Source organism: Pseudoduganella plicata (assembly GCF_004421005.1).
Taxonomy (GTDB): Bacteria; Pseudomonadota; Gammaproteobacteria; order Burkholderiales; family Burkholderiaceae_D; genus Rugamonas; species Rugamonas plicata.
Map to the genome: position 1 here is coordinate 2,740,975 of NZ_CP038026.1, position 23,518 is coordinate 2,764,492.

Consider the following 23,518-nt stretch of genomic DNA (forward strand, 5'->3'; position numbering starts at 1 on the left):
AGATGCGTCAACGCTCGATCAGAAATTATAGGTCGCGCGCAGGTTGTACGAGCGGCCGATCGGGCTGGCGGCGCTGGACAGGTAGCTGAATCCGTAGCCGCTGTGGTTCGTCACCGGCGGGTCCGTATCGAACACGTTGGTGATGCCGAAGATCAGCTGCAGGTTCTTGATGCCCTTGTAGCCCACCGTCAGGTTCCACGGCTTGTACGAATTGATGTCGCGCCAGTACTGCTGCGCCACCAGGTTCTGGTCTTCGTACGACGAGTTGTAGTTCTGCGTCGCCTGCGCCGTCCAGTCGCCTTTCGACCAGCCGAACTTCAGCGTGTGCTTCCAGCGGTAAGTGATGATCGGGAAGCTCGACGTGGTGCCGTTCGACGCGTTGCCGAAGCGGCCGATGTTCGACACCCAGGCATCGCCTTCGAACAGCTGGTTGTCGAACTTCGTCAGGTACGTGCCGTCCAGTTCCACCTTGAAGTCGCCATAGGTGCTGCTGCGCGGGAAGCGGTACGTGGCCGAGACGTCGATACCGGCCGCCTTCTGGCCGCCCAGGTTCATCGTCGTGTTGTTGATGAACGCCAGCGTGCCGTCCGGGTTACGCACGAACAGTTCCGCATAACGGGCCGGGTCCTGGAAGTAGACCTGTTCCGGCAGGTTGGCCAGCATGTCCTTCATGCGGATATTCCAGTAGTCGAGCGACAGCGTCATCGACTTCATCGGCTCCATCACGACACCGAGCGTGAAGCCGCGCGATTTCTCCGGCTTCAGGTTGGCGTTGGAACCCACCTGTTTCGGCAGCTGGACGTCGCAGACTTCGGACTCCACGTAGCCCGGCAGCGGCGTGCCGCTGCCGGCGACGGCCGGCGTCGCGCTCGGGCACAGGATCGGATCGTCCCAGCGCGAGCTGGTCTTGCCGGTCGCGCCAGGCAGGCGATAGCCGTAAGCGTCAAACAGGGTCGGCGCGCGGAAGCCGGTGTTGGCCGAGCCGCGGAACATCAGCGTCTTGGTCGGCTCCCAGCGGAAGCTGGCTTTCGGATTGAACGTGTTGCCGAAGTCGCTGAAGTAGTCGTCGCGGCCGGCGAAGTTCAAGGTCAGCTGCTTCGTCAACGGCACGTCCAGCTCGGCGTACAGCGCGTAGACGTTGCGCTGGCCTTCGCCGTGCGACGCGGTGCTGTTCAGGTACTGCACTTCGTTCTGGATCGCCAGCTTGTCGTCACGCGTCGTCGTGTGGTTCACGTCGGCACCGATGGCCAGCGCCATCGAGCCGCCGGCCAGTTCCATCAGCGGACGGCTGACGGTCAGGTCGGCGCCCGTGTACGTACTGCGCGAATCGCGGTTCTTGATGCCGTCGACGGAAATCGTCTTCAGGTAGTCACGGCCGGCCTGATCCTGAAGGCCGAATGGGTTCAACGCGCCGCTTTTCAGCCCGTCCAGCAGTCCCTGGCCGCGCACGAAGCCGCGGTCATAGTAGTTTTCGCGGTCGCTGATGCCGATCACGAGGCCGGTACGATAGTCCCACTCGCCGAACTTGCCCTCGTCGACGAACGCCAGGCGCTGGTTGACCTGCTTGTCCTTCTGCACCGCGATGCCCAGATCGGCCACCGACCACGTGACGATCAGCGGCGCGCCGTTCAGGCCCGACATGGCGGGCACGCCGCCGCTGGCACCCGGGTACCATTTCGACGACGATGGCAGCTGGGCCGTGACGCCGTTGACGGCGACCGACTGGGTCGGATTGCGCGCCGCCAGGATCTCGGACTGGCCGCGGGTGTATTCGACGGTGAACGTGTGGTCTTCGCTGAACTGCTTCGTGGCGCGGCCGTAGAAGCTCAGTTGCGAGTTCTCGTGCAGCGCGGTGCCGTATTCGGTATTGTCGATCAGGCAGGTGCTTTTCGCGCCGACGATCGAGTATGGCGCCTGGCAGCTGTCGGCGTACGGATTGCGCGCCGTCTTGTTGGCGGCCGTCGTGAAGTTGGCGGGCATGGCATAGCCGCCGCTGCCGATGGTGCGGGAACGGCCGATTTGCGCCAGGATCTCGTCCGAGCCCAGGTCCGGACGGTCCTTCGACGCCAGGCGGCTGCGCTGGTGGAAGTCGACCGTGCCGTAGACGTTCCAGCCGTCGCGGGCCAGGCTGCCTTTGCCGAAGGTCAGCGTGGCGCGCTGCTCGTCGCCGCCGCCGCTGCGCTCAGGCTCGACCCATTGGCCTGTGATCGAGCCGCCTTCGACTTCGCGCTTGGTGACGAAGTTGACGACGCCGCCGATGGCGTCGGAGCCGTAGATCGACGAGGCGCCGTCGTTCAGGATCTCCACGCGCGCCAGGGCGCTCATCGGAATCACGTCCAGGTTGGCGTAGCCCGACGAAATGGCTTCGTTGGCCAGGCGGCGGCCGTTCAGCAGCACCAGCGTGCGGTTCACGCCCAGGCCGCGCAGGTTGATGTTGGTGCCCGAGCCGGCATTGGACGGGGCCAGCGACGCCGATTGCGGCAGCGCCATCATGACGTCGGCCAGCGTGGTCAGGCCGCGCTGAGCGAATTCCTCGGCCTTGATGGTGGTGATCGGCAGGGCTTCTTCGTTGGCCAGGCGTTTGATCGACGAGCCGGTCACTTCCACTCGCTGCATCGAGGCGTCCTGCGCGGATGCCCCATTCGTCACGGCCAGCACGGCCAGTGCGATGGAGGTCAGTACCAGCCTTGGCTGACAGAGGGTTTCGCGCTTGTTCATGAGTCTCGTCTCCTTGTGTTTTTCCAAATTGAGTTATGTCGTCGTCCGTGGACGGCCGGCAGTTGGAGCACCTCGCGTACTCCGTGCCGCTGCGACGAAGACCTGACACGGGGCCAAGGTCGCACGCGGTCGATAACCGATTTGTTCGAGAAAGGAGCGCGGCAGCATGCGCGTTGAGCGCCCGTGCCGGCATACTTGACGGGGTAACCCCGGGGTGTACGCAAGGTGTCCCTGCGCATCCTGTCTCCTCGGCGCCCCTGGTTTTTTTGGTGGGGCGCCCGTACTGCTTTTTTTTATTCTGTGCTGCTAGCCGCGCGAGAACGTCCTCGTCACGCGTTCGAGGTGGGCCCGCATCGCCTTGCGGGCTGCCGCCGGATCGCGCGCCGCGATGGCCTCGAAGATGCGGCGGTGGTCCTTCAGCGTTTCCTGGCGCAGCTCCTCCGTCTGGAAATGCTCTTTCAGCTTGTGCCACAGGCGCCCGCGCTGGTCCCACAGGTATTCCAGCGCGCCCGCCATGGCGCCATTGCCTGTGGCGCGGCCGATCGCCAGGTGGAATGCGCGGTCGGCCCCTTCGTTGGTGGTCTTGTTGGCGTGGTGCGCCTCCATGTCCTCCACCGCCTTCAGGATCGCGTCGATCTGGCTGTCCGTCGCCGTGCGCGCGGCCATCGCGGCGATCTCGCCTTCGATCAGGCGCCGCGCCGACAGCACTTCGAACGGCCCCGGTCCCGCTTCAGGCAGGTTCGATGCCGGTTCCGGCACCTCGCTGACGTAGACACCCGACCCGCCCCGCACCTCGATCACGCCGCCCAGCTCCAGCGCGATCAGCGCTTCGCGCAGCGAGGCGCGGCTGACCGCCAGCTTGGTCGCCAGATCGCGCTCGGACGGCAGGCGCGCGCCGGGCCGGATGCCCTCGGCGGCGATCAGCGCCACGATGCGGTCCGCCACAACCCGGTACAGCCGCGGTTCGTGGCTGGCCTGCTCCGGCGCTGTGCTGACCTTCTTGTGCATCCTGGCGTCTCTTTCCGTTGCAGAGTATTGCTCTGCATTATTGTCATCTGGTCAGGCCATTCTAAAGCGGTCAGACCAAAATCGCAATGTGGACTAGCCAAAAATATTCGGCTCTGTCATACTGAAGTCATCAGACAACACACCGTGGCGCCCTTCTGCGTTGCAACTTCGCAACAAGAACATCACGTCGCGGCCCCTCCCAGGATTGAAGATGACAGCGAGCACTCCGCGCCGTATCCACATGCACGACAACGACAATGTGGCGATCGTCGTCAACGATGGCGGTCTGCCCGCGGGCACCGTCTTCGCCGACGGCCTGACCCTGGTCGAGGGCGTCCCGCAAGGCCACAAGGTCGCGTTGACGGACCTGGCGCTGGGCGATCCCGTGATCCGCTACAACGTGACCATCGGCCGCGCCGCGAAGGCGATCCCGAAAGGCAGCTGGGTTTCCGAACAGCTGCTGGAAATGCCCCCGCGCGCGAACTGGACAACCTGCCAATCGCCACGATCAAGCCCGAACCGCTGCCGCCGCTGGAGGGCTACACGTTCCAGGGTTACCGCAACGAGGATGGCTCGGTTGGCACCCGCAACATCCTGGCCATCACGACGACCGTGCAGTGCGTCTCGGGCGTGGTCGACTTCGCCGTCAAGCGCATCAAGGCCGAACTGCTGCCGCGTTATCCGAACGTGGACGACGTGGTGGGCCTCGAGCACACCTACGGCTGCGGCGTGGCGATCGACGCGCCCAACGCGATGGTGCCGATCCGCACGCTGCACAACATCAGCAAGAACCCGAATTTCGGCGGCCAGGCCATGGTTGTCTCGCTGGGCTGCGAAAAGCTGCAGCCCACGCGCCTGTTCCCGAAAGGCTCGATCCCGATTCGCAAGGCCGACAACACGATCGCCGACGAGGCGCCCGTGGTCTGCCTGCAGGACAACCATCACGTGGGCTTCATGTCGATGATCGATTCGATCATGCAGACGGCCGAACAGCAGCTCGAAGTGCTGAACCGCCGCCAGCGCGAGACCTGCTCCGCGGCCGACCTGGTCGTTGGCGTGCAGTGCGGCGGCAGTGACGCGTTCTCCGGCGTGACGGCCAATCCGACCGTGGGTTTTGCGACCGACCTTCTGGTGCGCGCCGGCGCCACCGTGATGTTCTCGGAAGTGACGGAAGTGCGCGACGGGATCGACCAGCTGACGTCGCGCGCCGTCAACGAGGAAGTCGCGCAGGCGATGATCCGCGAAATGGACTGGTACGACCAGTACCTCAAGCGCGGCGGCGTGGACCGCAGCGCCAACACGACGCCAGGCAACAAGAAGGGCGGTCTGTCGAACATCGTCGAGAAGGCGATGGGGTCGATCGTCAAGTCCGGCAGCAGCCCGATCTCCGGCGTGCTGTCCCCTGGCGAGAAGCTGACGACAAAGGGTTTGATCTACGCGGCCACGCCGGCATCGGACTTCATCTGCGGCACCTTGCAGCTGGCCGCCGGCATGAACCTGCACATCTTCACGACGGGCCGCGGCACGCCGTATGGCCTGGCCGAAGTCCCCGTCATCAAGGTCGCGACGCGCGACGACCTGGCGCGCCGCTGGCATGACCTGATGGATGTCAACGCGGGCCGTATCGCCACGGGCGAGGCAACGATCGAAAGCGTGGGCTGGGAGCTGTTCCGGCTGATGCTCGATGTCGCCAGCGGCAAGAAGACGTGGGCCGAGCACTGGAAGCTGCACAATGCGCTGGTGCTGTTCAATCCGGCGCCGGTGACCTGATGTACTCGCGCGGCTGAGCGGACGCCGGGGTGGATATCTGGTCAAATAATGGCTAAATCAAAAGGGACTCCAAACACATGACGACAAAAAAACCATTCAAACGCCTGCTGCTGACGGGCGCCGCCGGCGGCCTGGGCAAGGTTCTGCGCGAACGCATCAAGCCGTGGGCCGACGTGATCCGCCTGTCCGACATCGGCGACATGGGCGAAGCGCGCGAGGGCGAAGAGATTGTCCGGTGCGACCTGGCCGACAAGGCCGCCGTGCTGGCGATGATGGAAGGCGTGGACGCCGTGCTGCACTTCGGCGGCATCTCGACGGAGAACACGTTCGAGAACATCATGACGGCCAATATCCAGGGCACGTACAACATCTACGAAGCGGCGCACCGCCATGGCGTCAAGCGCATCGTGTTCGCCAGCTCGAATCACACCATCGGCTTCTATCCGCAGACGCAGGTCATCGACGCGGACGACCCGCCGCGCCCGGACAGCATGTACGGCCTGTCGAAGGTGTTCGGCGAACAGCTGGCGCGCTACTACTTCGACCGTGCCGGCATCGAAACCGTCTGCCTGCGCATCGGTTCGTCGTTCCCCGCCGTGAACAACCCGCGCATGATGTGCACGTGGCTGTCGTACGACGATCTGGTGGAAGCGCTGCGCGTGTCGCTGCTGACGCCGCGCGTGGGCCACACGATCCTGTTCGGCGCATCGAACAACAAGCGCCAGTGGTGGGACAACCGCAAGGCCGCGCACCTGGGCTTCCAGCCGAAGGACAGCTCCGAGCAGTTCCGCGCCGACGTGCCGGAAACGGGCGAGTATCCGCCCGAAGACGACGCGGCCTCCAACTACCATGGCGGCAAGTTCATCTTCGACGGGCCAATCTACTGATCGCGTGCGCGACACCAACTGATCAAACGCGTATTTCCCCGAGTCAAAACCGGTGACAGGCTCCTGTTTTCACATGGTGAAAACAGGAGCCTGTCACCGGTTTTAAAACAGGAGCCTGTCACCGGTTTTTCTTACCGGTTTTCTGTTTTTACTTCTTGAACTTGGCGCACGGGTCAGGGCGCTTCACCGCCGGCACCACCTTCATCGCATCGAACTGCCCCGGCGCCGCTTTACCCTCGACATAGCCGATCGTCTCGATCGTCAGCCTGGGACCGTAGGTCGTCAGCCAGCGCGGCACGCCGATATCCTTGCGCACGTGGCCATTGCCGGCGATGAGCACCACGTCGCGCGGCTGCTGCTCGCGGATCAGCTTTGCCATCCAGACGTCGCGCGCCATCTGCGCGTTGACCATCCCCGGCAGCATCATCGCTGGCACCATATCGCAGTGGCCCGCCTGGATTTCCCGCTCCTGCGCCTTGCGCCAGTCCGCCGAGACCGGCTCGCCCAGGCGGTATTCGGCAATGGTCTTCGCATCGAAGCTGGAAGCGATACCGTCGCGCACGACCTTCGACGCATCCGCCCGCGACAGGTTGACGGCAACGATCGGCAGCTTATGGTCCAGCGCCAGCTGAATGATGTTGTAATACTGCTGCCAGTCCCAGCCCTTGCGGTCCATGACGCGGATGACGCAGCCGGCGTCCATGCAACCGTTTTGCGCTGCATTCAGCAGGTCCTGGTCCTGGCGGTCGAACTGCTCCATCGCGATGACGGGACGCCATCCCGCCTCGACCCGCTGACGGAGCTCTTCGTAGCGTTGCACGTGGCCGGCGCGGTTGTCGTGCACCTCGCCCAGCAGCAGCACCTGCGGGTTACCCTTGGTAACGCCGGACGCTGCCGGCACCTGGCGGGGGTTCTTCTTATAGATGGCGCAACCGGCCAGCAGCGCGCCGACCAGCAGCAGCGGTAACAGTTTCGACTTCATAAAGCTTCGCCCGATGGAAAACCTCAGTCTACCGCAAGCGCCAACAACCGCCGAGATCGTGACAACATCGGGGTCAGGCACCAATGTTGTCACGGGCTGGACAGTAGCGGCTTGAACGGCCGAGCTTTTGACAACATTCGTGCCTGGCACCGGGGTTGTCAGCGGGGTGGGCCGTTCAACTGTCACCCGAGGGTGTAGTCGAAGTCATAGTAGTGCTTGCCCTGCTCCATACGGATGTTCATCGTGCCGCGCAGGCCCGTCAGTTCGTCCGTGCCGGAGTCCGGCGCCACGATGATGCGCAGCCCGGCGTGGTCGCCGCCCATGACACCCGTGTGCTGCAGCGCGAAGCTGCCGTGGCGGCCGTCCAGCGTGCCCTCGACCTTCTCGATGGCGACATAGACGGCGGACGTCGGTACCGCCCCGTGGTATGACAGGAACTCGCCGCGTCCCGTGGCCGTCAGCGCGCCCTGGTAGCGCTTGTCCAGCGTCATCCGGCCAACGCCGCTGTCGCTGTTGAGCTCCGCGACCGGCTGCGGCACCATCGCCACATCGAATTCTCCTCTGACCGTGCCCATCTGTCCTCCCGAAGTGATCAATCCCCCGCTTCCCTGGCGAGGGCGTGCAGTTTCGTGATGGTACTCCAGTTGCGCGTCGTGACGGCATCGCCCAACAGCTTGCCCATGGCGGCGGCGGCACGGCTGGACAGCACGCCGTCCGGGCACCACAGGTAGCCGGCCCAGCGGCCGACGGCAAACCCTTCCGGCTGCCACGGCTGATGGCACAGCGGCTCGAGGCGGGTGCGGTCGGCCGGGTCGGCGAGAATGGCGACAAGCAGCCGGGAGGGGTCGGTGGCCTGCTCGCGCAGGCAATTGTCCTGAACCACCTCGTCCAGCCGCCCGGCATCGAGCACGGTGACGCGCGAGCCGACGCCCAGCTTCAGCACCAGCGCCTCCTCGATGCGCCGGGCGGACAGCCCCGCATCACGGGCGGGGCTGTCGAACACCACGTTGCCGCTGTTGAGCAGCGTGCGCACACCGGAAAACCCCAGGTCGGCCAGCACCTTGCGCAGGTCCGCCATGGCGATGCGCTTGGCGCGCCCCACATTGACTCCTCTCAGCAGCGCGATCTGCCGCGTTGTGCTCATTGTCTGTCTCCTCGATTTTGCACGCAGTATGCGTCAGCCGGGCCGAGCCCGGCGCCCGGCTCACGGGGCCGGTGCCGGGTCCGCCAATGTGTCGCCCGGCGTCACGCGAGGGATGCGCAGCGCGAACGTGGCGCCCTGCCCTTCCACGCTGCTGACGGCGATCGTGCCGCCAAATTGCTTGACGATCAGGTTGTAGACGATGTTCAGGCCGAGACCCGTGCCGCCCTGACCGCGCCGCGTGGTGACGAAGGGATCGAACACCTTGTCCAGCAGATCGGCCGGGATGCCGCGGCCATTGTCGGCCACTTCCATGCCGACCCAGTCGCCTTCGGGCCGCACGCGGATGGCGATCGTGCCCTCCTGCTCTGGCGCAAAGGCGTGGTCGACGCAGTTCAGCGTCAGGTTCGTGATGACCTGCGCCAGCGCCCCGGGATAGCTGTCGAGCACCACGTTGTCGGGGCAGTCGATCGTCACGTCCAGCCGGGTTTTCTTCAGCCGCGGCTGCAGGCTCGACACGACCTCGCCGATATAGTCGCGCAGCTCGAAGCGGCGGCGCGCCTCGCTGACCTGGTCGACGGCAATCTGCTTGAAGCTGTGGATCAGGTGCGCGGCCCGGTAGGCGTTGTTCATGATCAGCCGCGCGCTTTCGCCCGCCGTGCCAATATATTTCAGGATCTCGGATTTTTTGACGGCACCGGCCGTGATGGCGTCGTGGATTTCCTCCGTCGCCTCCTTCAATACCGAGGCGCTGGTCAGCGCGATGCCAACCGGCGTGTTGATCTCGTGTGCCACGCCGGCCACGAGGGCGCCCAGCGACGCCAGGCGCTCCGCCTGCAGCAGCGACTCCTGGGCCTGGCGCAGGTCGTGCAGCGCCTGCGCCGTCTCCTGCGCGGCGCGCCGGGCCGCGTCCTCGGCTTCGCGCGTGCGCAGGATGATCGTCTTGACGCGACGCTGGATCGCGTTGAATCCGCGGATCACGTCGCCCAGTTCGTCGCGGCGCTTTTCCGGCAGCTCCTCCACCTCGTCGCTGCCGCGCGTGGCCAGTTCGAACAGACCGTCGCGCAAGCCCTTCAGCGGGTCGAATACGATGCGCAGCGACAGCGCCAGCGCCACCACGAGAATCAGATCCAGCAGCAGCGCTTCGCTGACCCGGCGGCGGATCTCGGCCGCCAGACGCGCCTCGATCTGGTCGCGGCTGAAGTTGACGACGACGCGCCCGACGATGACGGGCCGTGCCGACTGGTCCGTCTCGCGATAGGCAAGGTCGGCCACGACGGGGGTACCGGCGACGTCGGCATTGCCGTCCACGTTGGCGACTGTGCCGTCGGCATTGCGCCGTTTGCCGGCAAACAGTCCCACGGAAGTGTCGTAGACGCGGATGGCAACCAATTCGGGCGGCAACATCTCGGCCGCGACGATATTGTCGACCTTGGTCTTGTCCAGGTCCCACAGCGCGGAGGGCAGACTTGTCTGCAGCCGCGTCAGTACGCCGTCACGGAGGCGCTGGTTATTGACCTCCAGCTCCTGCGCCAGCGTGTACTGGGCGTAACTGCCGGAGATCCCCAGCACGACCGTGACGATCACGACGAACAACAAGGTCAGCCGTGCCTGGATTCCTAACATCCGCATCTCCTGAAAAGTGCCTTCAATGTATGCTAATAGATGCACATTGGCAATATATTCAAACGGCACTGTCAAGGTTCGCGGCTTCCATCCTGCGATGATGATGCTACCATCCCCGCAACAGGAGACCATCATGACGATAGTCGCACGAGTCCACGCGCTGGCGCAGGTCTCTTCGGCCAAGGTGTGTCACGATGTGTTGCAGCGGTTCCGCGTGAATTGCCTGTTCCGCACTGCCGGCACAGGCCAGGCGCGCCTGCACCGGCTCGTCCTGGGCTACCGTACCGGGCAGGAGCAGCCGCCATGACCCACGTATTGACATACGACGAGATCGTTCACGGCCTGGACGATCTGCCGGCGTTGCCTGCCGCCGTGCTGGACCTGCTGCGCAGCGTGGACGAGGACGACATCGATCTGGCCGTGCTGGCGCAGAAAGTATCGTATGACCCCGCTCTGACGGCGAAGGCGCTGCGCCTGGCGAACTCTTCGCTCTACGGCCTGCAGGTAAAGATCACCACTGTCCGGCAGGCCATCACGTACCTCGGTTTCCAGGCGACACGCAACCTGATCAAGGCTGTGGCCATCACGCGCTGTTTTGCCGGCCGCAGCTGCGCCGGCTTCAACCACGAAGCGTTCTGGCGCCACGCGATTGCCAGCGCCATCTGCGCCAAGGCGCTGGCACGTCACATGCGGTTTCATCAGGACTACGCGTTCACGGCCGGCCTGTTGCACGATATCGGCAGGCTCGTGCTGGTCAGCTGTTTCCCGCGCCATTACGAAGCGGTGCTGGCATGGCGCGCAAGCCACGACAGCGCGTTGCTGGAGGCGGAGCGGGCGGTGCTGGACATCGACCATGTCGAAGCAGGACTGGCGCTGGCCGAACACTGGCGGTTTTCCGACACGATGCGCCTTGCCATCGGCGGCCACCACACGCCGGAACAGGCCGGTGCCAGCATCCTGGCGACGATCGTGCACGTGGCGGACGCGATTGCCCACGCGCTCGACCTGGCGCAGGTGGACGACGAACTGGTGCCGCCGCTATCGGAGGCTGCGTGGTATCGACTGCGGCTCGATGACGCTGCATGTCATCGGCTGTTCCGGGAGGTGGAACTGCAGTATGAGGAGATCGCGGCGGTACTGCTGCCGTAAAAAACAGGAGGGGTCGCTCCCCTCCCTGCACTCATCAGTGGGCGTAGTTGCCGCCGGTGCCGCCTTCCGCTTTTGGTGCCTGTTGTGCAGGCTGCTGGCCTTGCTGGGCCGCTTTGTCTTCTGGCTTCGGGCGGCCTTGCGCGTCGGACAGACGATATTTGGTGCGACGGTCGCCCATCAGGTCGCGCAGGTCGCGGATGCTCATGCCGGTGACTTCATGCATGCGGATCAGCAGCGAAGCGCCAACCGGCAGGCGGTGGTGGCGGATCTTGCTGATGACAGGTGGCGCGACTTCCAGCAGGCGCGACAGTGCAGCATCGTTTTTCAGTTGCATCTTGCCGAGCAGGATGTCCAGCAGATGGTTCGGGTTGTAGCTTTCTTGGGATGCGAGAGCGTGGTGTGCCATGATTGATCCTCGTCTATGTAGTTGGTTGAATGGTGCTGCTCCGAACTTAAGGAAGACTTGGTATAACCAAATAAGTTCCAGAACGAGTTACGCCAGAACTGCTGGCGCAAGGGCCGGCGACCTCTGGGATGAAAATTGCAAATACAGCAAAATTCTATGCCCAAACAAGCCCGCTCCAGCCAAGCGATGCAAGGCGATGATTAATCGAAATCAATCTTTCGCAAAAAATCTTACAACAATGCTATTTCACCACACGCAATCCGCAAGTGGCGCACGAAAGAACTTACAGGAAATTGTTACAACACTGTCGAGGTCGCGGCACAGTGTTGTCGAGATAGCGATATCATCCGCCGGCATCGAAGAGGCCGGCACGTCGGCCGAGATGAAGCCTGCTAATAGCTGAGCAGCTAGAACGGCACGGTGCGCCGACGGGGAGGGCGAACGATTCGCAACGGCCTCGCCGGCCACGGGGCAGTTGTGCTTGGCGTTTCTCGGCGGGTGGTGATAAAATTTTAACAATTCGCGGACTGGCGCCTTCAGGCAACTTCGATTCCGTACTGCCGAAACGCAGCAGCCTTGCAGAGCTCAGCACTATCGTGCCGACAGAGGCCTGAGCCAGGCCCTGCTCATTGCTTGATGTGCCCAGGCGAATTACCAGGCGAACCATTATCCCTACGGCGGCCCAACCAGCATGTCACGATCCCTTCGCGCCATGGCATTACTCAACGGATGGTCCGCGATCCCGTACCGGCCCGGCCAGGTCGCCGACCGAAAAACGCTTCGCCAAATCAGGCGCGGAACCATTGCGCCAATAACCGTCTGGAAGTCCCCGCACAAATGAAAATCGAAAAGCTCGCGCCTGAACTGGTCTCCACTGAAAAAGAAGAGTTCATCCCGCGGAAAAAGGGCTTCTCCGCGCTGAACTGGCTGCGCTTTCTGCTGGCTGTGTATATTGTCCTGTTTCATACGCTGAAGAACTATGGGTCGCTGAATGGTACCTGGTATGAGGCCGTGCTCGGTCTGGGCAATATGGCGACGAGTGTGTTTTTCGTGCTGTCCGGCTTCCTGCTGACTTACGCCTATGTGGTACAGAAAAACGGCCGCCCGGTGGACCGGCGCAATTTCATGATCGCCCGTTTTTCCAACCTGTATCCGCTGCACATCGCAGGTCTGCTGCTGTCGCTGCTGCCGATTGCTCTTGTTATCGCGTCCAAGGGCGGCGTGTCGGTGCCGATGGAGGTGTCGGGAACGGCAAAGCGGATGCTGGGCCACGGCGAGCTGGTGGCGGGCTTGATCATGAACATCCTGCTGCTCAATGCCTGGAATCCCTTCTACATGTCGTTCAACTACCCGTCGTGGTCGTTGTCGGCGCTGGGATGCTACTACCTGCTGTTCCCGGCGCTTGCGCCCAAGATCTACCGCATGAAGAAAACGCTGCTGGCGCTGGTTGCCCTGGGCATCGTCTTTTCCATTCCCGGCCTGATTGCGGACCTGCTGGGCCTTACGGACGTCGTTACCGACGGCCTGCTGCACCGCAACCCCATCGTGCGCTTTCCGCTATTCCTGGCCGGGATGGTTCTGTGCGTGCATTTCTCGCACAGCAAGGCGCTGGGCGGGCTGCGCCAGATTGCCGTCATGGGCACCGTCGTGCTGGTCACCGTCGTTATCGGCGTCTGGATGCAGCATGAGGAAAACCGCATGCACCTGATCAAGAACGGCATGTACTTCCCTGCCGCGCTGGCAACGATCTGGCTGTGCGTCTGCATGAAGCCGACCCATAATGCGAGCATCCGCCACTGGGGCGAACGCCTCGGCGCGGCGTCCCTGCCGATCTTCCTGCTGCACGGCCCCACGTTCCAGCTGTTTCAGCCCATCGAACAGCTGGTGATGGGCGCCCTTCACAGCCCGGACTGGCGCATCTCGTCCATCATTGCCGCCGGGCGCCATGTGGAACGGTCGATTGGATTCTTCTCCGTCTATCTGGTGGGGTTGATCCTGTTGTGCATTTTTGTCCAGGAACGCCTCGTCGCGCCGCTGCAGGTGAAGATCCGCAACCGCTGGGGCACGCGCAAGCCGGCCCCGCCGGCCGCCAGCGAAACCCGCAACGGCACGAACTGATTACGTCGGCGCCTGGCGCCGATGCAGCCAGGGGCGTCGAAGTACGGTAAACTCCGTGGATGCAGAAAAAAGTATTTATCAAGACCTTCGGTTGCCAGATGAACGAGTACGACTCCGACAAGATGGCCGACCTGCTGGGCGCCACGGATGGGCTGGTGCGCACGGAGTCCCCGGAAGACGCGGATGTCATTCTCCTTAACACCTGTTCCGTGCGCGAAAAGGCACAGGAAAAGGTGTTCTCGGACCTGGGCACGTTCAAGAAACTGAAGCAGGCCAATCCCGATCTGCTGATCGGCGTGGGCGGCTGCGTTGCCTCGCAGGAAGGCGACGCCATCGTCAAGCGTGCGCCGCACGTGGACATGGTGTTCGGCCCGCAGACCTTGCACCGCCTGCCGAAGATGATCGAGCTGCGCCGCCACAGTGGCAAGCCGCAGGTGGACATCACGTTCCCCGAAATCGAAAAGTTCGATCACCTGCCACCGGCCCGGGTAGAAGGGGCATTCGCCTATGTCTCCATCATGGAAGGCTGCAGCAAATATTGCAGCTACTGCGTGGTGCCGTACACGCGCGGCGAGGAAGTGTCGCGCCGTTTCGAGGACGTGCTGACGGAAGTGGCGGGCCTGGCCGCGCAAGGCGTCAAGGAAGTCATGCTGCTGGGACAGAACGTCAACGCGTTCCGCGGCGAAATGGCCGATGGCGGCCTGGCCGACTTCGCGCTGCTGATCGAATACGTGGCCGCCGTGCCCGGCATCGAGCGCATCCGTTTCGTCACCAGCCACCCGAAGGAGTTCACGCAGCGCCTCGTCGACTGCTATGCGCGCATCCCGCAGCTGGCGGACCACCTGTACCTGCCGGCCCAGCACGGATCGGACAAGGTGCTGGGCGCGATGAAGCGCGGCTATACGGCGCTGGAATACAAGTCCATCATCCGCAAGGTCAAGGCGGTGCGGCCCCATATCACGATTGCCTCGGATTTCATTGTCGGCTTCCCCGGCGAAACCGACGACGATTTCGAAGCCATGATGAAGCTGGTGCAGGACGTCGATTTCGACAACAGCTTCAGCTTTATCTTCAGCAAGCGCCCGGGCACGCCGGCCGCCGGCCTGGCGGACGACACGCCGCATGAGGTCAAGCTGGCACGGCTGCAACGGCTGCAGGCGCTGATCGACGCCAACACACGCCGCCACAGCGAGCAGATGGTCGGCCGCACGATGCAGGTGCTGGTCGAAGGCCCGTCCAAAAACGGCGGCCGCGAGCTGACGGGCCGGGCCGGCAATACCCGGACGGTGCTGTTCGACGGTGGCGACGCGCCGGAGCGGTTCCATGGCAAGATGGTCGACATACGTATTACCGAAAGCCTGTCCTATTCCCTGCGCGGCGAACTCGTCGCCACCACCCTGGAATCGCTGAACCATTGAAAACGAAAACGCCAGTTCAACCTCATTACTTCACGCCGGAGCCGATCGACAACACGCGCCTGGCCAATCTGTGCGGTCCGCTTGACGAAAACCTGCGCCAGATCTCGGCAGCGCTCGATGTCACTATCTTCCGGCGTGGCGAGCGGTTCATCGTCAGCGGCACGAACGCCGAGCGCGCCGTCCAGATCCTGGAAAAATTCTATGCGGTGGCCGACAAGGCCGTGCCGGTCGAGGAGGTGCAGCTGGGCCTCGTCGAGCAGCGCACCAGCGCCGCTCCCGCCGACGATGGCGCCAGCGAGGAGGAGCCGCCGTTCAACGATCCGGACATCGCCAGCCCCGTGCTGAAGACGCGCCGCAGCGACCTGCGCGGCCGCACGCCGCACCAGATCCGCTACCTGCGCAATATCCTCGAACACGACATCAGTTTCGGCATCGGCCCCGCCGGTACCGGCAAGACGTATCTTGCCGTTGCCTGCGCCGTCGATGCGCTCGAGCGCGATGCCGTCAAGCGCATCATCCTGACGCGCCCCGCCGTGGAGGCGGGCGAGCGCCTGGGCTTCCTGCCGGGCGACCTGGCGCAGAAGGTCGACCCTTACCTGCGTCCGCTGTACGACGCGCTGTACGACCTGCTGGGCTTTGACCGCACGATGAAGATGTTCGAGAAGCAGGTCATCGAGATCGCACCGCTGGCCTATATGCGCGGGCGCACGCTCAATCATGCCTTTGTCATCCTGGACGAGGCGCAGAACACGACCGTCGAACAGATGAAGATGTTCCTGACGCGCATCGGCTTCGGCAGCAAGGCCGTGGTGACCGGCGACGTCACGCAGGTCGATCTCGCCAAGCACCAGAAGAGCGGCCTGATCGACGCCGTGCAGGTGCTGCGCGACGTGCGCGGCATCGCGTTCTCGCAGTTCTCCAGCGAGGACGTCGTGCGCCACCCGCTGGTGGGGCGCATCGTCGATGCCTACGACGCCGCGCACCATAGCACGGCCGACATCACCCCCTTGCTGAAACCCGTCAAAGCGCCTGCCCGTAATGTCCGAAAAAAATAAGCTGACCCTGTCGGTGCAGTATGCCGACACCCGCCTGCAGGAAAGCATCACCCGCCCGGCCATCCGCAAATGGGTCAAGGCGGCCCTGCTCGCCCCGGCCGAACTGACGATCCGTTTCGTCGACGCGGTCGAGGGCCAGAGCCTGAACCGCGAGTACCGCGGCAAGGATTACGCCACCAACGTGCTGACGTTTGCGTACAACGAAGGCGAGGAAATCGCGGAAGACGATCCTACGCGCGCCGACATCATCCTGTGCACCGACGTGCTGCAGCGCGAGGCAGCCGAGCAGAACAAGTCCGTGGAAGAACATACGGCGCACCTGATCGTGCATGGCGTCCTGCATGCGCAGGGTTACGACCACGAGGACGACGAGGAAGCGGACGAGATGGAGTCGCTGGAGACGGAAATTCTGGCCGAGCTGGGCTACGCCGATCCTTACGCGGCGGAGAAATAACGTTGGAATAAACCGGTGACAGGCTCCATTTAATAAATGGAGCCTGTCACCGGTTTTTTTTACTCCAGCTCGCGCCGCTTGCGCACCACCACCCACCCCGCCACGGCCGTGAATACGGCCACGATCCCGGCGATGATCCAGAAGCCCGCGCCGTCATTGGCCAGCGGCACGCCGCCCACGTTCATGCCTAGAAGGCCCGCAATGATATTGATGGGCAGCGCCAATACCGTGACGATCGTCAGCACGTACAGGCTGCGGTTGTTGGCTTCGTTGACGAGCGCGGCGATCTCTTCCTGCAACAGCTTGATGCGTTCCTGCAGCGACGAAATGTCGTTCAGTGCGACGGCAAACTCCTCGCTCGCCTCGCGCAGCTCCTGCCGGTCCGTATCGCGCACCCAGCCGGGTGGCCGTTGCAGCAGGCGGAACAGCGCTGCCGGTTCCGGCGCGAGGAGACGCTGCAGGCGGACGAGCACGCGGCGCAGCGCGCCCAGGTCGGCGCGCTTGAACTTCAGCTGGCCGGACAGCAGGTTGTCCTCGATGCCATCCACGCGTCCCGTGGCGTCGCGCACGATACGCGTCAGCACATCGGCCTGGTCGCGCAGCAGGTGCGTCAGCAGCGCCAGCGACGAATCCATTTCCTCGCCCTTCAGCACCGCCTGGCGCAGGCGCTCGACCGATTGCAGGGGACTGCGCCGCGCGCTGATGACGACCTGGCGCTCGACGGATAAAAACAGGCTGGAGATATCCGAAGGCTCGAACGAAAAGTCGCGCAGCACGTCGTTGACGACGGCAACGAGCGTGTCGCCGGCCCGCTCGATGCGCGTCGAGCGCGAGCCGGCGTGCAGGCAGTCGTAGAACTCGTCTTCCAGCGCCGCATGCTCGCGCAGCCATTTTTCGCTGACGGTGTTGGCCAGGTTGAAATGCAGCCAGACAAATTCGTCGGGGTGGCCGGCACGCTGACGCAGCCAGGCGGCCGCGTCGCCCGCACCGATGACCAGCGGCTGCGACGCGCGGCCGAACAGGTAACCGCACACCAGCCCGCACTGGTCCGATCCGTATGCCACCGCACTCAAACTGTTCATTGCCTGTTCCGCCTCCCAGGCGGGCAGCATACGGTCCGAATATGACAGCATGATTGCAGGCGGTGCTTTTTTGATAAAAACAGCTCGCCCCTCGCGTTTGGTGTATCCTGTATCCCTTCGAAACAATGGCTCACGCCTACTATGCAAGAGCACTCTAGTAGCGTCAGGAATGACGCTAAACCACATCGATCGCTCCTCGAGCGACTCACCGCCCTGATTTCCCCTGAACCCGAGAACCGCTCGGAGCTTCTCGAAATTCTGCACGAAGCCCATGAACGCAACCTGATCGATGCCGACGCCCTGTCGATGATCGAAGGCGTGTTCCAGGTTTCGGACCTGTCGGCGCGCGACATCATGGTCCCGCGCTCGCAGATGGACGTCATCGACATCTCCAAGCCCATCGACGAATGGATGCCGCTGGTGCTGGAAACGGCCCACTCGCGCTTCCCCGCCATCGAGGGCGAACGCGACAAGGTTGTCGGCATCCTGCTGGCAAAGGACCTGCTGCGCTACTACGCGGAAGAATCGTTCGACGTGCGCGACATGCTGCGCCCGGCGATCTTCATCCCCGAATCGAAGCGCCTGAACGTGCTGCTGCGCGACTTCCGCGCCAACCACAATCACATGGCCATCGTCGTCGATGAATACAGCGGCGTGGCCGGCCTTATCACCATCGAGGACGTGCTGGAGCAGATCGTCGGCGACATCGAGGACGAATACGACTTCGATGAGGAAGAAGACAACATCATCTCGATCAAGGAAGGCCAGCTGGGCCCGCGTTGGCGCGTGAAAGCGCTGACGGAGATCAGCCAGTTCAACGAGGAACTCGACGTCGACCTGTCCGATGAGGACGTCGACACCATCGGCGGCCTCGTGGCCAAGCACCTGGCGCGCATGCCCCACAAGGGCGACGTGTTCGACATCGACAACCTGCGCTTCGAAGTGCTGCGTGCCGATGCCCGCCAGATCCACGTGCTGACGGTCGAGAAGCTGCCACCCGCCGTCGACGAGCAGGACTGATGCGCCTGCGCCGCGCCCGCCCGGGCGAGCCGTCCGCTCCACCGCGTTCCACCCGTAGCCGCATGATCATCGCCGCCCTTGCGGGCGCGGTGAGCGTCTTCTCGTTCGCACCATTCGGCTGGTGGCCGCTGCAACTGTTCACGCTCGCCATCCTGTTCTACCAGGTCATGCGCGCGCCCACCGTCAAGGCGGGCGCACTGGTTGGCTGGGCCTTCGGCTTCGGCTGGTGCCTGGCCGGCGTACATTGGCTGACGATCGCCATCTCGCGCTTTGGCGGCCTGCCGGCCCCGCTGGCGTGGATCGCCATCGCGCTGCTGGCCGTCTACATGGGCGCCCACTGCGGCGCGGCCATGTGGCTGGCCGGCTGGCTGCGCAAGAAATGGGCGCTGCCGCTGCCCGCCGCCAATCTGCTGGTCTTCCCCGCGTTGTGGGCCGTCAGCGAATGGTCGCGCGGCTGGCTGTTCACGGGTTTCCCGTGGGCGTCGGCCGGCTATGCGCACAATGTCTCGCCGCTGGCCGGCTACGCGCCCGTGCTGGGCGTGTTCGGCATCGGCTGGCTCGTCGCCGTCACGGCGGGCGCGTTGCTGCTGCTGATGCACCGCAGCCGCTGGATGGCGCTCGGCCTGCTCTGCGCCATCTGGGCCGCCGGCTTCGGGCTGGGCTTCGTGCGCTGGACGCAGCCGGTCGGCAGCGAGCTGTCGGTCCGTCTCATCCAGGGCAATATCCCGCTGTCGAAGAAATTCGAGCAGGAGCAGTTGCCGCGTACGCTGCAGTACTACCAGGAGGCCGTGCTGGCCGAACCGGCCGACCTGATCGCCATTCCGGAGACGGGCATTCCGCTGTTCCCGCAGCACCTGCCGGCCGGTTACCTGGACCGCTACGGCAGCTTTGCCCGCAAGACCGGCAGCGCGGTGGTGCTGGGCATGCCGATGGCCGACAGCCCGACGCGCTATGCCAACAGCGTCATGGGCCTGGCGCCCACGGGCGGCAAGCCATACCGCTACGACAAGCATCACCTGGTGCCGTTCGGCGAATTCATTCCGCCGGGCTTCCGCTGGTTCACGGACCTGATGTCGATTCCGCTGGGCGACCAGACCCGCGGCATGCTGCAGCAGCCGGCCTTTTCCGTGCGCGACCAGCGCGTGCTGCCGGACATCTGCTATGAGAACAACTTCGGCGAGGAAATCGCCGCGCAGCTGGCCAACGGCTCGCATGCGACGGTGCTGCTGAACGTGTCCGAACTGGCGTGGTACGGCGAATCGGTCGCGATCCCGCAGCACCTGCAGATCTCGCAGATGCGTACCCTGGAGACGGGCCGGCCGATGCTGATGGCGACAAACTCCGGCGCCACCGCCGTCATCGACCACCGCGGCGTCGTGCAGGCCAGCCTGCCCTGGTACCAGCCGGGCGTGCTGTCGGCCAAAGTGCAGGGGATGACGGGGAACACCCCGTACATCCTGGTCCGGAATCGCCTCATCCTGGCGCTGGCTGCACTGGCGATCCTGGCAGCCTGGCTGACTTCGCGCAGGAAGACGACCGGCGCCGCGTAAACGCCCGCCGGCATCGCTCTACTAGACTGTTATAAAAACCGCTAAAATGGGCCGTTTTAGCATTCAGCTACCGATTCGCTCGCTTCGCCCCGTCACCGACCAAATACGATGCTCACATTTCAACAAATTATCCTGACCTTGCAATCCTACTGGGACAAGCAGGGTTGCGCCCTGCTCCAGCCATACGACATGGAAGTCGGCGCGGGCACCTTCCACACCGGTACGTTCCTGCGCGCGATCGGCCCGGAGCCCTGGCGCGCCGCCTACGTGCAGCCGTCGCGCCGTCCGAAGGATGGCCGCTATGGCGAGAACCCGAACCGCCTGCAGCATTACTATCAATATCAGGTCGTGCTGAAACCCGCGCCGGAAAACATCCTCGACCTGTACCTCGGTTCACTGGCCGCCCTGGGCCTGGACCTGAAGCAGAATGACGTGCGCTTCGTCGAAGACGACTGGGAAAGCCCGACCCTGGGCGCCTGGGGCCTCGGCTGGGAAGTCTGGCTGAACGGCATGGAAGTCACGCAGTTCACCTACTTCCAGCAAGTGGGCGGCCTCGATTGCAAGCCCGTGCTGGGCGAGATCACCTACGGCATCGAGCGCCTGGCCATGTACCTGCAGGGCGTCGAGAACGTGTATGACCTCGTATGGACCGAGTGGGAAGAGAACGGCACGAAGAAAACGCTGAAGTACGGCGACGTGTTCCACCAGAACGAAGTGGAGCAGTCGACGTACAACTTCGAGCACGCGAATACGGAACTGCTGTTCGCGCAGTTCTCGAACCATGAAGCGGAAGCGAAGCGCCTCGTTGAACTGCAGCTGACGCTGCCGGCCTATGAGCAGATCATGAAAGCGTCGCACAGCTTCAACATGCTGGACGCGCGCGGTGCCATCTCCGTCACGGAGCGCGCCGCCTACATCGGCCGCGTGCGCACGCTGTCGCGCCTCGTCGCCCAAGCCTACTACGATTCCCGCGAACGCCTTGGCTTCCCGATGCTGGGCAGCGCCACCGCAGAATGAATACCGCCATGACCCAGACTCTCCTGATTGAACTGCTGACCGAAGAACTGCCGCCGAAGGCCCTGTCCAAACTGGGCACCGCCTTTGCCGCCGGCATCGTGGGTGGCCTGAAATCGCGCGATTTCCTCGCCGACGACAGCGTCGCCACCACGTACGCTACCCCACGCCGCCTGGCGGTGTCGATCACCAACGTGCGCGACGTCTCGCCGGACAAGTCGATCCGCGAAAAAGTGCTGCCCGTGACGGTGGCGCTGGACAAGGAAGGCAACCCGACCGCGCCGCTGGCGAAAAAGCTGGCCGCGCTTGGCTTCCCCGACCTGCAGGTGGCCGACCTGGAACGCGCCCAGGACGGCAAGGCGGAAAGCTTCTTCTACACGTACACCGCACCGGGCTCGCCGCTGCAAACGGGCCTGCAAACGGCGCTGGAGGAATCGGTCGCCAAGCTGCCGATCCCTAAGGTGATGAGCTACCAGCGTCCCGACGGCGCCACCGTGCAGTTCGTGCGTCCCGCCCACAGCCTGATCGCGCTGTACGGCGACAAGGTGCTGCCACTGACCTTGCTGGGCCTGACGGCGGCCAACGTCACCGACGGTCACCGCTTCCTGACCGCACCTGGCCAGCGCGCCGTGACGGTGCCGCATGCCGACGCGTATGCCACCACGCTGATCGAACAGGCCAAGGTGATCCCGTCGTTCGACGCGCGCAAGGAGCAGATCCGCACGGCGCTGCTGGAAAAAGCCGGCGCCGACCAGGTCCTGATGCCCGAAGCGCTGCTGGAAGAAGTGACGTCGCTGGTCGAATGGCCCGTTGTCTACGAATGCCGTTTTGAGGAGGAATTCCTGGCCGTGCCGCAGGAATGCCTGATCCTGACGATGCAGACGAACCAGAAATACTTCGCGCTGACGGACACGGACGGCAAGCTGCGCTCGCGCTTCCTGATCGTCTCGAACATCGCCACCGACACGCCGCAGGCCATCATCGGCGGCAACGAGCGCGTGGTGCGCCCGCGCCTGTCGGATGCCAAGTTCTTCTTCGAGCAGGACAAGAAGAAGACGCTGGCATCGCGGATCGACCAGCTGCGCAACGTTGTCTACCATAACAAACTGGGCACGCAGTACGAGCGCACCGATCGCGTGATGGCGCTGGCCGGCAATATCGCCGAACGCATCGGCGCCGATCAGACGCTGGCCGAACGCGCGGCGCTGCTGGCAAAGGCCGACCTGCTGACCGACATGGTGGGTGAGTTCCCGGAACTGCAGGGCATCATGGGCACGTACTACGCGCGCCACGACAAGGAAGAGGAGGAAGTCGCGCTGGCGATTTCCGAGCACTACCAGCCGCGCTTTGCCGGCGATGCGCTGCCCACGACGGCGTCGGGCACCGTCGTCGCGCTGGCCGACAAGCTGGAAACGCTGGTCGGCATCTGGTCGATCGGCCTGCAGCCCACCGGCGACAAGGACCCGTTCGCGCTGCGCCGCCACGCCCTCGGCGTGCTGCGCATGATGATCGAGAAACGCCTTCCCGTGGCGCTCAGTAAACTGCTGGAAGATGCCGTATCGTCGTTCACGGGCCGGCCAGGCTTTGTCGACCCGCGCGCCGACGTCACCACGTTCATGATGGACCGCCTGCGCGGCATCCTGCGCGAAAAGGGCTTTACGCCGAACGAGATCGAAGCGGTCGTGGCGCAGAATCCGGACCGGCTGGACGACATCGTGCAGCGCCTGGAAGCGGTGCAGGCGTTTGCCGCGCTGCCGGAATCGAGCTCGCTGGCCGCGGCCAACAAGCGCATCACCAACATCCTGAAAAAGAACGAGGAAGCGCTGGCGCAAGCCGGCACCGTCAACCCTGCCCTGCTGCAGGACACGGCCGAGAAGAACCTGGCCGCCGCCGTCACGCGCGTGCAGCCGCAGGTCGATGCCGCGTTTGCCGCCGGCGACTTCACCGGCACCCTGAAGACGCTGGCGCAGCTGCGCGACGACGTCGACGCGTTCTTCAACGACGTGATGGTGATGGCCGAAGACATCGGGCTGCGCAATAATCGCCTGGCCCTGTTGTCTTCGTTGCACGGCATGATGAACCGCGTCGCGGACATCTCGAAACTGGCAGCGTAAAGGTCA

The 23,518-nt window shown here is 64.0% G+C and carries 19 protein-coding genes and 1 pseudogene; 12 read left to right on the forward strand and 8 right to left on the reverse strand.

Annotation, left to right across the window (positions count from 1 at the left end):
- Nucleotides 1–18 precede the first annotated feature (18 nt).
- Together E1742_RS11915 and E1742_RS11920 are read right to left on the reverse strand one after the other, a co-directional pair.
- Nucleotides 19–2,718 (reverse strand): TonB-dependent receptor, encoded by a 2,700-nt coding sequence (locus E1742_RS11915; RefSeq protein WP_134385072.1) that lies wholly within the window; start codon nt 2,716–2,718, stop codon nt 19–21.
- Nucleotides 2,719–3,024: 306 nt separating this feature from the next.
- A complete protein-coding gene (locus tag E1742_RS11920) occupies nt 3,025–3,726 on the reverse strand; it encodes a FadR/GntR family transcriptional regulator (RefSeq protein ID WP_134385073.1) in 702 nt (233 codons plus the stop codon).
- 211 nt (nt 3,727–3,937) lie between these two features.
- On the opposite strand from E1742_RS11920, the pseudogene garD reads away from it, so the two are divergent.
- Together garD and E1742_RS11930 are read left to right on the forward strand one after the other, a co-directional pair.
- Nucleotides 3,938–5,496: pseudogene (garD, locus tag E1742_RS11925) on the forward strand (galactarate dehydratase).
- Nucleotides 5,497–5,573: 77 nt separating this feature from the next.
- Nucleotides 5,574–6,383, forward strand: a complete 810-nt coding sequence (locus E1742_RS11930) for an NAD-dependent epimerase/dehydratase family protein (RefSeq protein ID WP_134385074.1) — start codon at nt 5,574–5,576, stop codon at nt 6,381–6,383.
- 148 nt (nt 6,384–6,531) lie between these two features.
- Here the strand turns inward: E1742_RS11930 and E1742_RS11935 are convergent, their stop codons facing one another.
- From E1742_RS11935 to E1742_RS11950, 4 genes are all read right to left on the reverse strand, one after another.
- Nucleotides 6,532–7,365, reverse strand: coding sequence for a ChaN family lipoprotein (locus E1742_RS11935; protein ID WP_134385075.1), 834 nt, complete (start codon nt 7,363–7,365; stop codon nt 6,532–6,534).
- Nucleotides 7,366–7,547: 182 nt separating this feature from the next.
- On the reverse strand, nt 7,548–7,940 hold the full coding sequence (locus E1742_RS11940) for a DUF3224 domain-containing protein (RefSeq protein WP_134385076.1): 393 nt from the start codon (nt 7,938–7,940) through the stop codon (nt 7,548–7,550).
- A 17-nt stretch (nt 7,941–7,957) separates the two neighbouring features.
- The gene (locus E1742_RS11945; RefSeq protein ID WP_134385077.1) at nt 7,958–8,509 is read right to left on the reverse strand and encodes a DUF1697 domain-containing protein; all 552 of its coding nucleotides are present in this window, start codon (nt 8,507–8,509) and stop codon (nt 7,958–7,960) included.
- Nucleotides 8,510–8,569: 60 nt separating this feature from the next.
- Nucleotides 8,570–10,132 (reverse strand): sensor histidine kinase, encoded by a 1,563-nt coding sequence (locus E1742_RS11950; protein ID WP_134385078.1) that lies wholly within the window; start codon nt 10,130–10,132, stop codon nt 8,570–8,572.
- Between the two features lie 133 nt (nt 10,133–10,265).
- Between E1742_RS11950 and E1742_RS26150 the strand changes: the two genes are divergently transcribed.
- The gene (locus E1742_RS26150) at nt 10,266–10,439 is read left to right on the forward strand and encodes a hypothetical protein (protein ID WP_166793466.1); all 174 of its coding nucleotides are present in this window, start codon (nt 10,266–10,268) and stop codon (nt 10,437–10,439) included.
- Nucleotides 10,436–11,281 (forward strand): HDOD domain-containing protein, encoded by an 846-nt coding sequence (locus tag E1742_RS11955; RefSeq protein ID WP_134385079.1) that lies wholly within the window; start codon nt 10,436–10,438, stop codon nt 11,279–11,281. The genes E1742_RS26150 and E1742_RS11955 overlap by 4 nt, the downstream gene beginning before the upstream one ends.
- A 34-nt stretch (nt 11,282–11,315) precedes the next feature.
- Here the strand turns inward: E1742_RS11955 and E1742_RS11960 are convergent, their stop codons facing one another.
- Nucleotides 11,316–11,687, reverse strand: a complete 372-nt coding sequence (locus E1742_RS11960; protein WP_134385080.1) for a hypothetical protein — start codon at nt 11,685–11,687, stop codon at nt 11,316–11,318.
- Between the two features lie 636 nt (nt 11,688–12,323).
- On the opposite strand from E1742_RS11960, the gene E1742_RS11965 reads away from it, so the two are divergent.
- Genes E1742_RS11965 through ybeY form a run of 4 tightly spaced genes read left to right on the forward strand, consistent with a single transcriptional unit; the run spans nt 12,324 to nt 16,732 of the window.
- A complete protein-coding gene (locus E1742_RS11965; RefSeq protein WP_134385081.1) occupies nt 12,324–13,805 on the forward strand; it encodes an acyltransferase family protein in 1,482 nt (493 codons plus the stop codon).
- A gap of 59 nt (nt 13,806–13,864) precedes the next feature.
- Nucleotides 13,865–15,223 carry a tRNA (N6-isopentenyl adenosine(37)-C2)-methylthiotransferase MiaB gene (gene miaB, locus E1742_RS11970; protein WP_134385082.1) on the forward strand — a complete coding sequence of 453 codons (1,359 nt, stop codon included), beginning with the start codon at nt 13,865–13,867 and terminating at the stop codon, nt 15,221–15,223.
- The gene (locus E1742_RS11975; RefSeq protein WP_134385083.1) at nt 15,220–16,278 is read left to right on the forward strand and encodes a PhoH family protein; all 1,059 of its coding nucleotides are present in this window, start codon (nt 15,220–15,222) and stop codon (nt 16,276–16,278) included. Before miaB ends, E1742_RS11975 begins: the two co-directional genes overlap by 4 nt.
- The gene (gene ybeY, locus E1742_RS11980; RefSeq protein WP_134385084.1) at nt 16,262–16,732 is read left to right on the forward strand and encodes an rRNA maturation RNase YbeY; all 471 of its coding nucleotides are present in this window, start codon (nt 16,262–16,264) and stop codon (nt 16,730–16,732) included. Before E1742_RS11975 ends, ybeY begins: the two co-directional genes overlap by 17 nt.
- Before the next feature lie 59 nt (nt 16,733–16,791).
- On the opposite strand, the gene E1742_RS11985 is transcribed toward ybeY, so the two are convergent.
- Nucleotides 16,792–17,814, reverse strand: a complete 1,023-nt coding sequence (locus E1742_RS11985; protein WP_134385085.1) for a transporter — start codon at nt 17,812–17,814, stop codon at nt 16,792–16,794.
- 141 nt (nt 17,815–17,955) lie between these two features.
- On the opposite strand from E1742_RS11985, the gene E1742_RS11990 reads away from it, so the two are divergent.
- The 4 genes from E1742_RS11990 to glyS all read left to right on the forward strand — a co-directional run bounded on the left by E1742_RS11990 (nt 17,956) and on the right by glyS (nt 23,512).
- Entirely contained in the window at nt 17,956–18,834 is an 879-nt protein-coding gene (locus E1742_RS11990; protein ID WP_134385086.1) for a CorC family transporter, read from the forward strand.
- Complete coding sequence (gene lnt / locus E1742_RS11995) at nt 18,834–20,384, forward strand: apolipoprotein N-acyltransferase (protein ID WP_134385087.1); 1,551 nt, start codon at nt 18,834–18,836, stop codon at nt 20,382–20,384. The genes E1742_RS11990 and lnt overlap by 1 nt, the downstream gene beginning before the upstream one ends.
- Before the next feature lie 108 nt (nt 20,385–20,492).
- A complete protein-coding gene (glyQ, locus tag E1742_RS12000) occupies nt 20,493–21,401 on the forward strand; it encodes a glycine--tRNA ligase subunit alpha (RefSeq protein ID WP_134385088.1) in 909 nt (302 codons plus the stop codon).
- An 8-nt stretch (nt 21,402–21,409) separates the two neighbouring features.
- On the forward strand, nt 21,410–23,512 hold the full coding sequence (gene glyS, locus E1742_RS12005; protein ID WP_134385089.1) for a glycine--tRNA ligase subunit beta: 2,103 nt from the start codon (nt 21,410–21,412) through the stop codon (nt 23,510–23,512).
- Nucleotides 23,513–23,518: the final 6 nt, after the last annotated feature.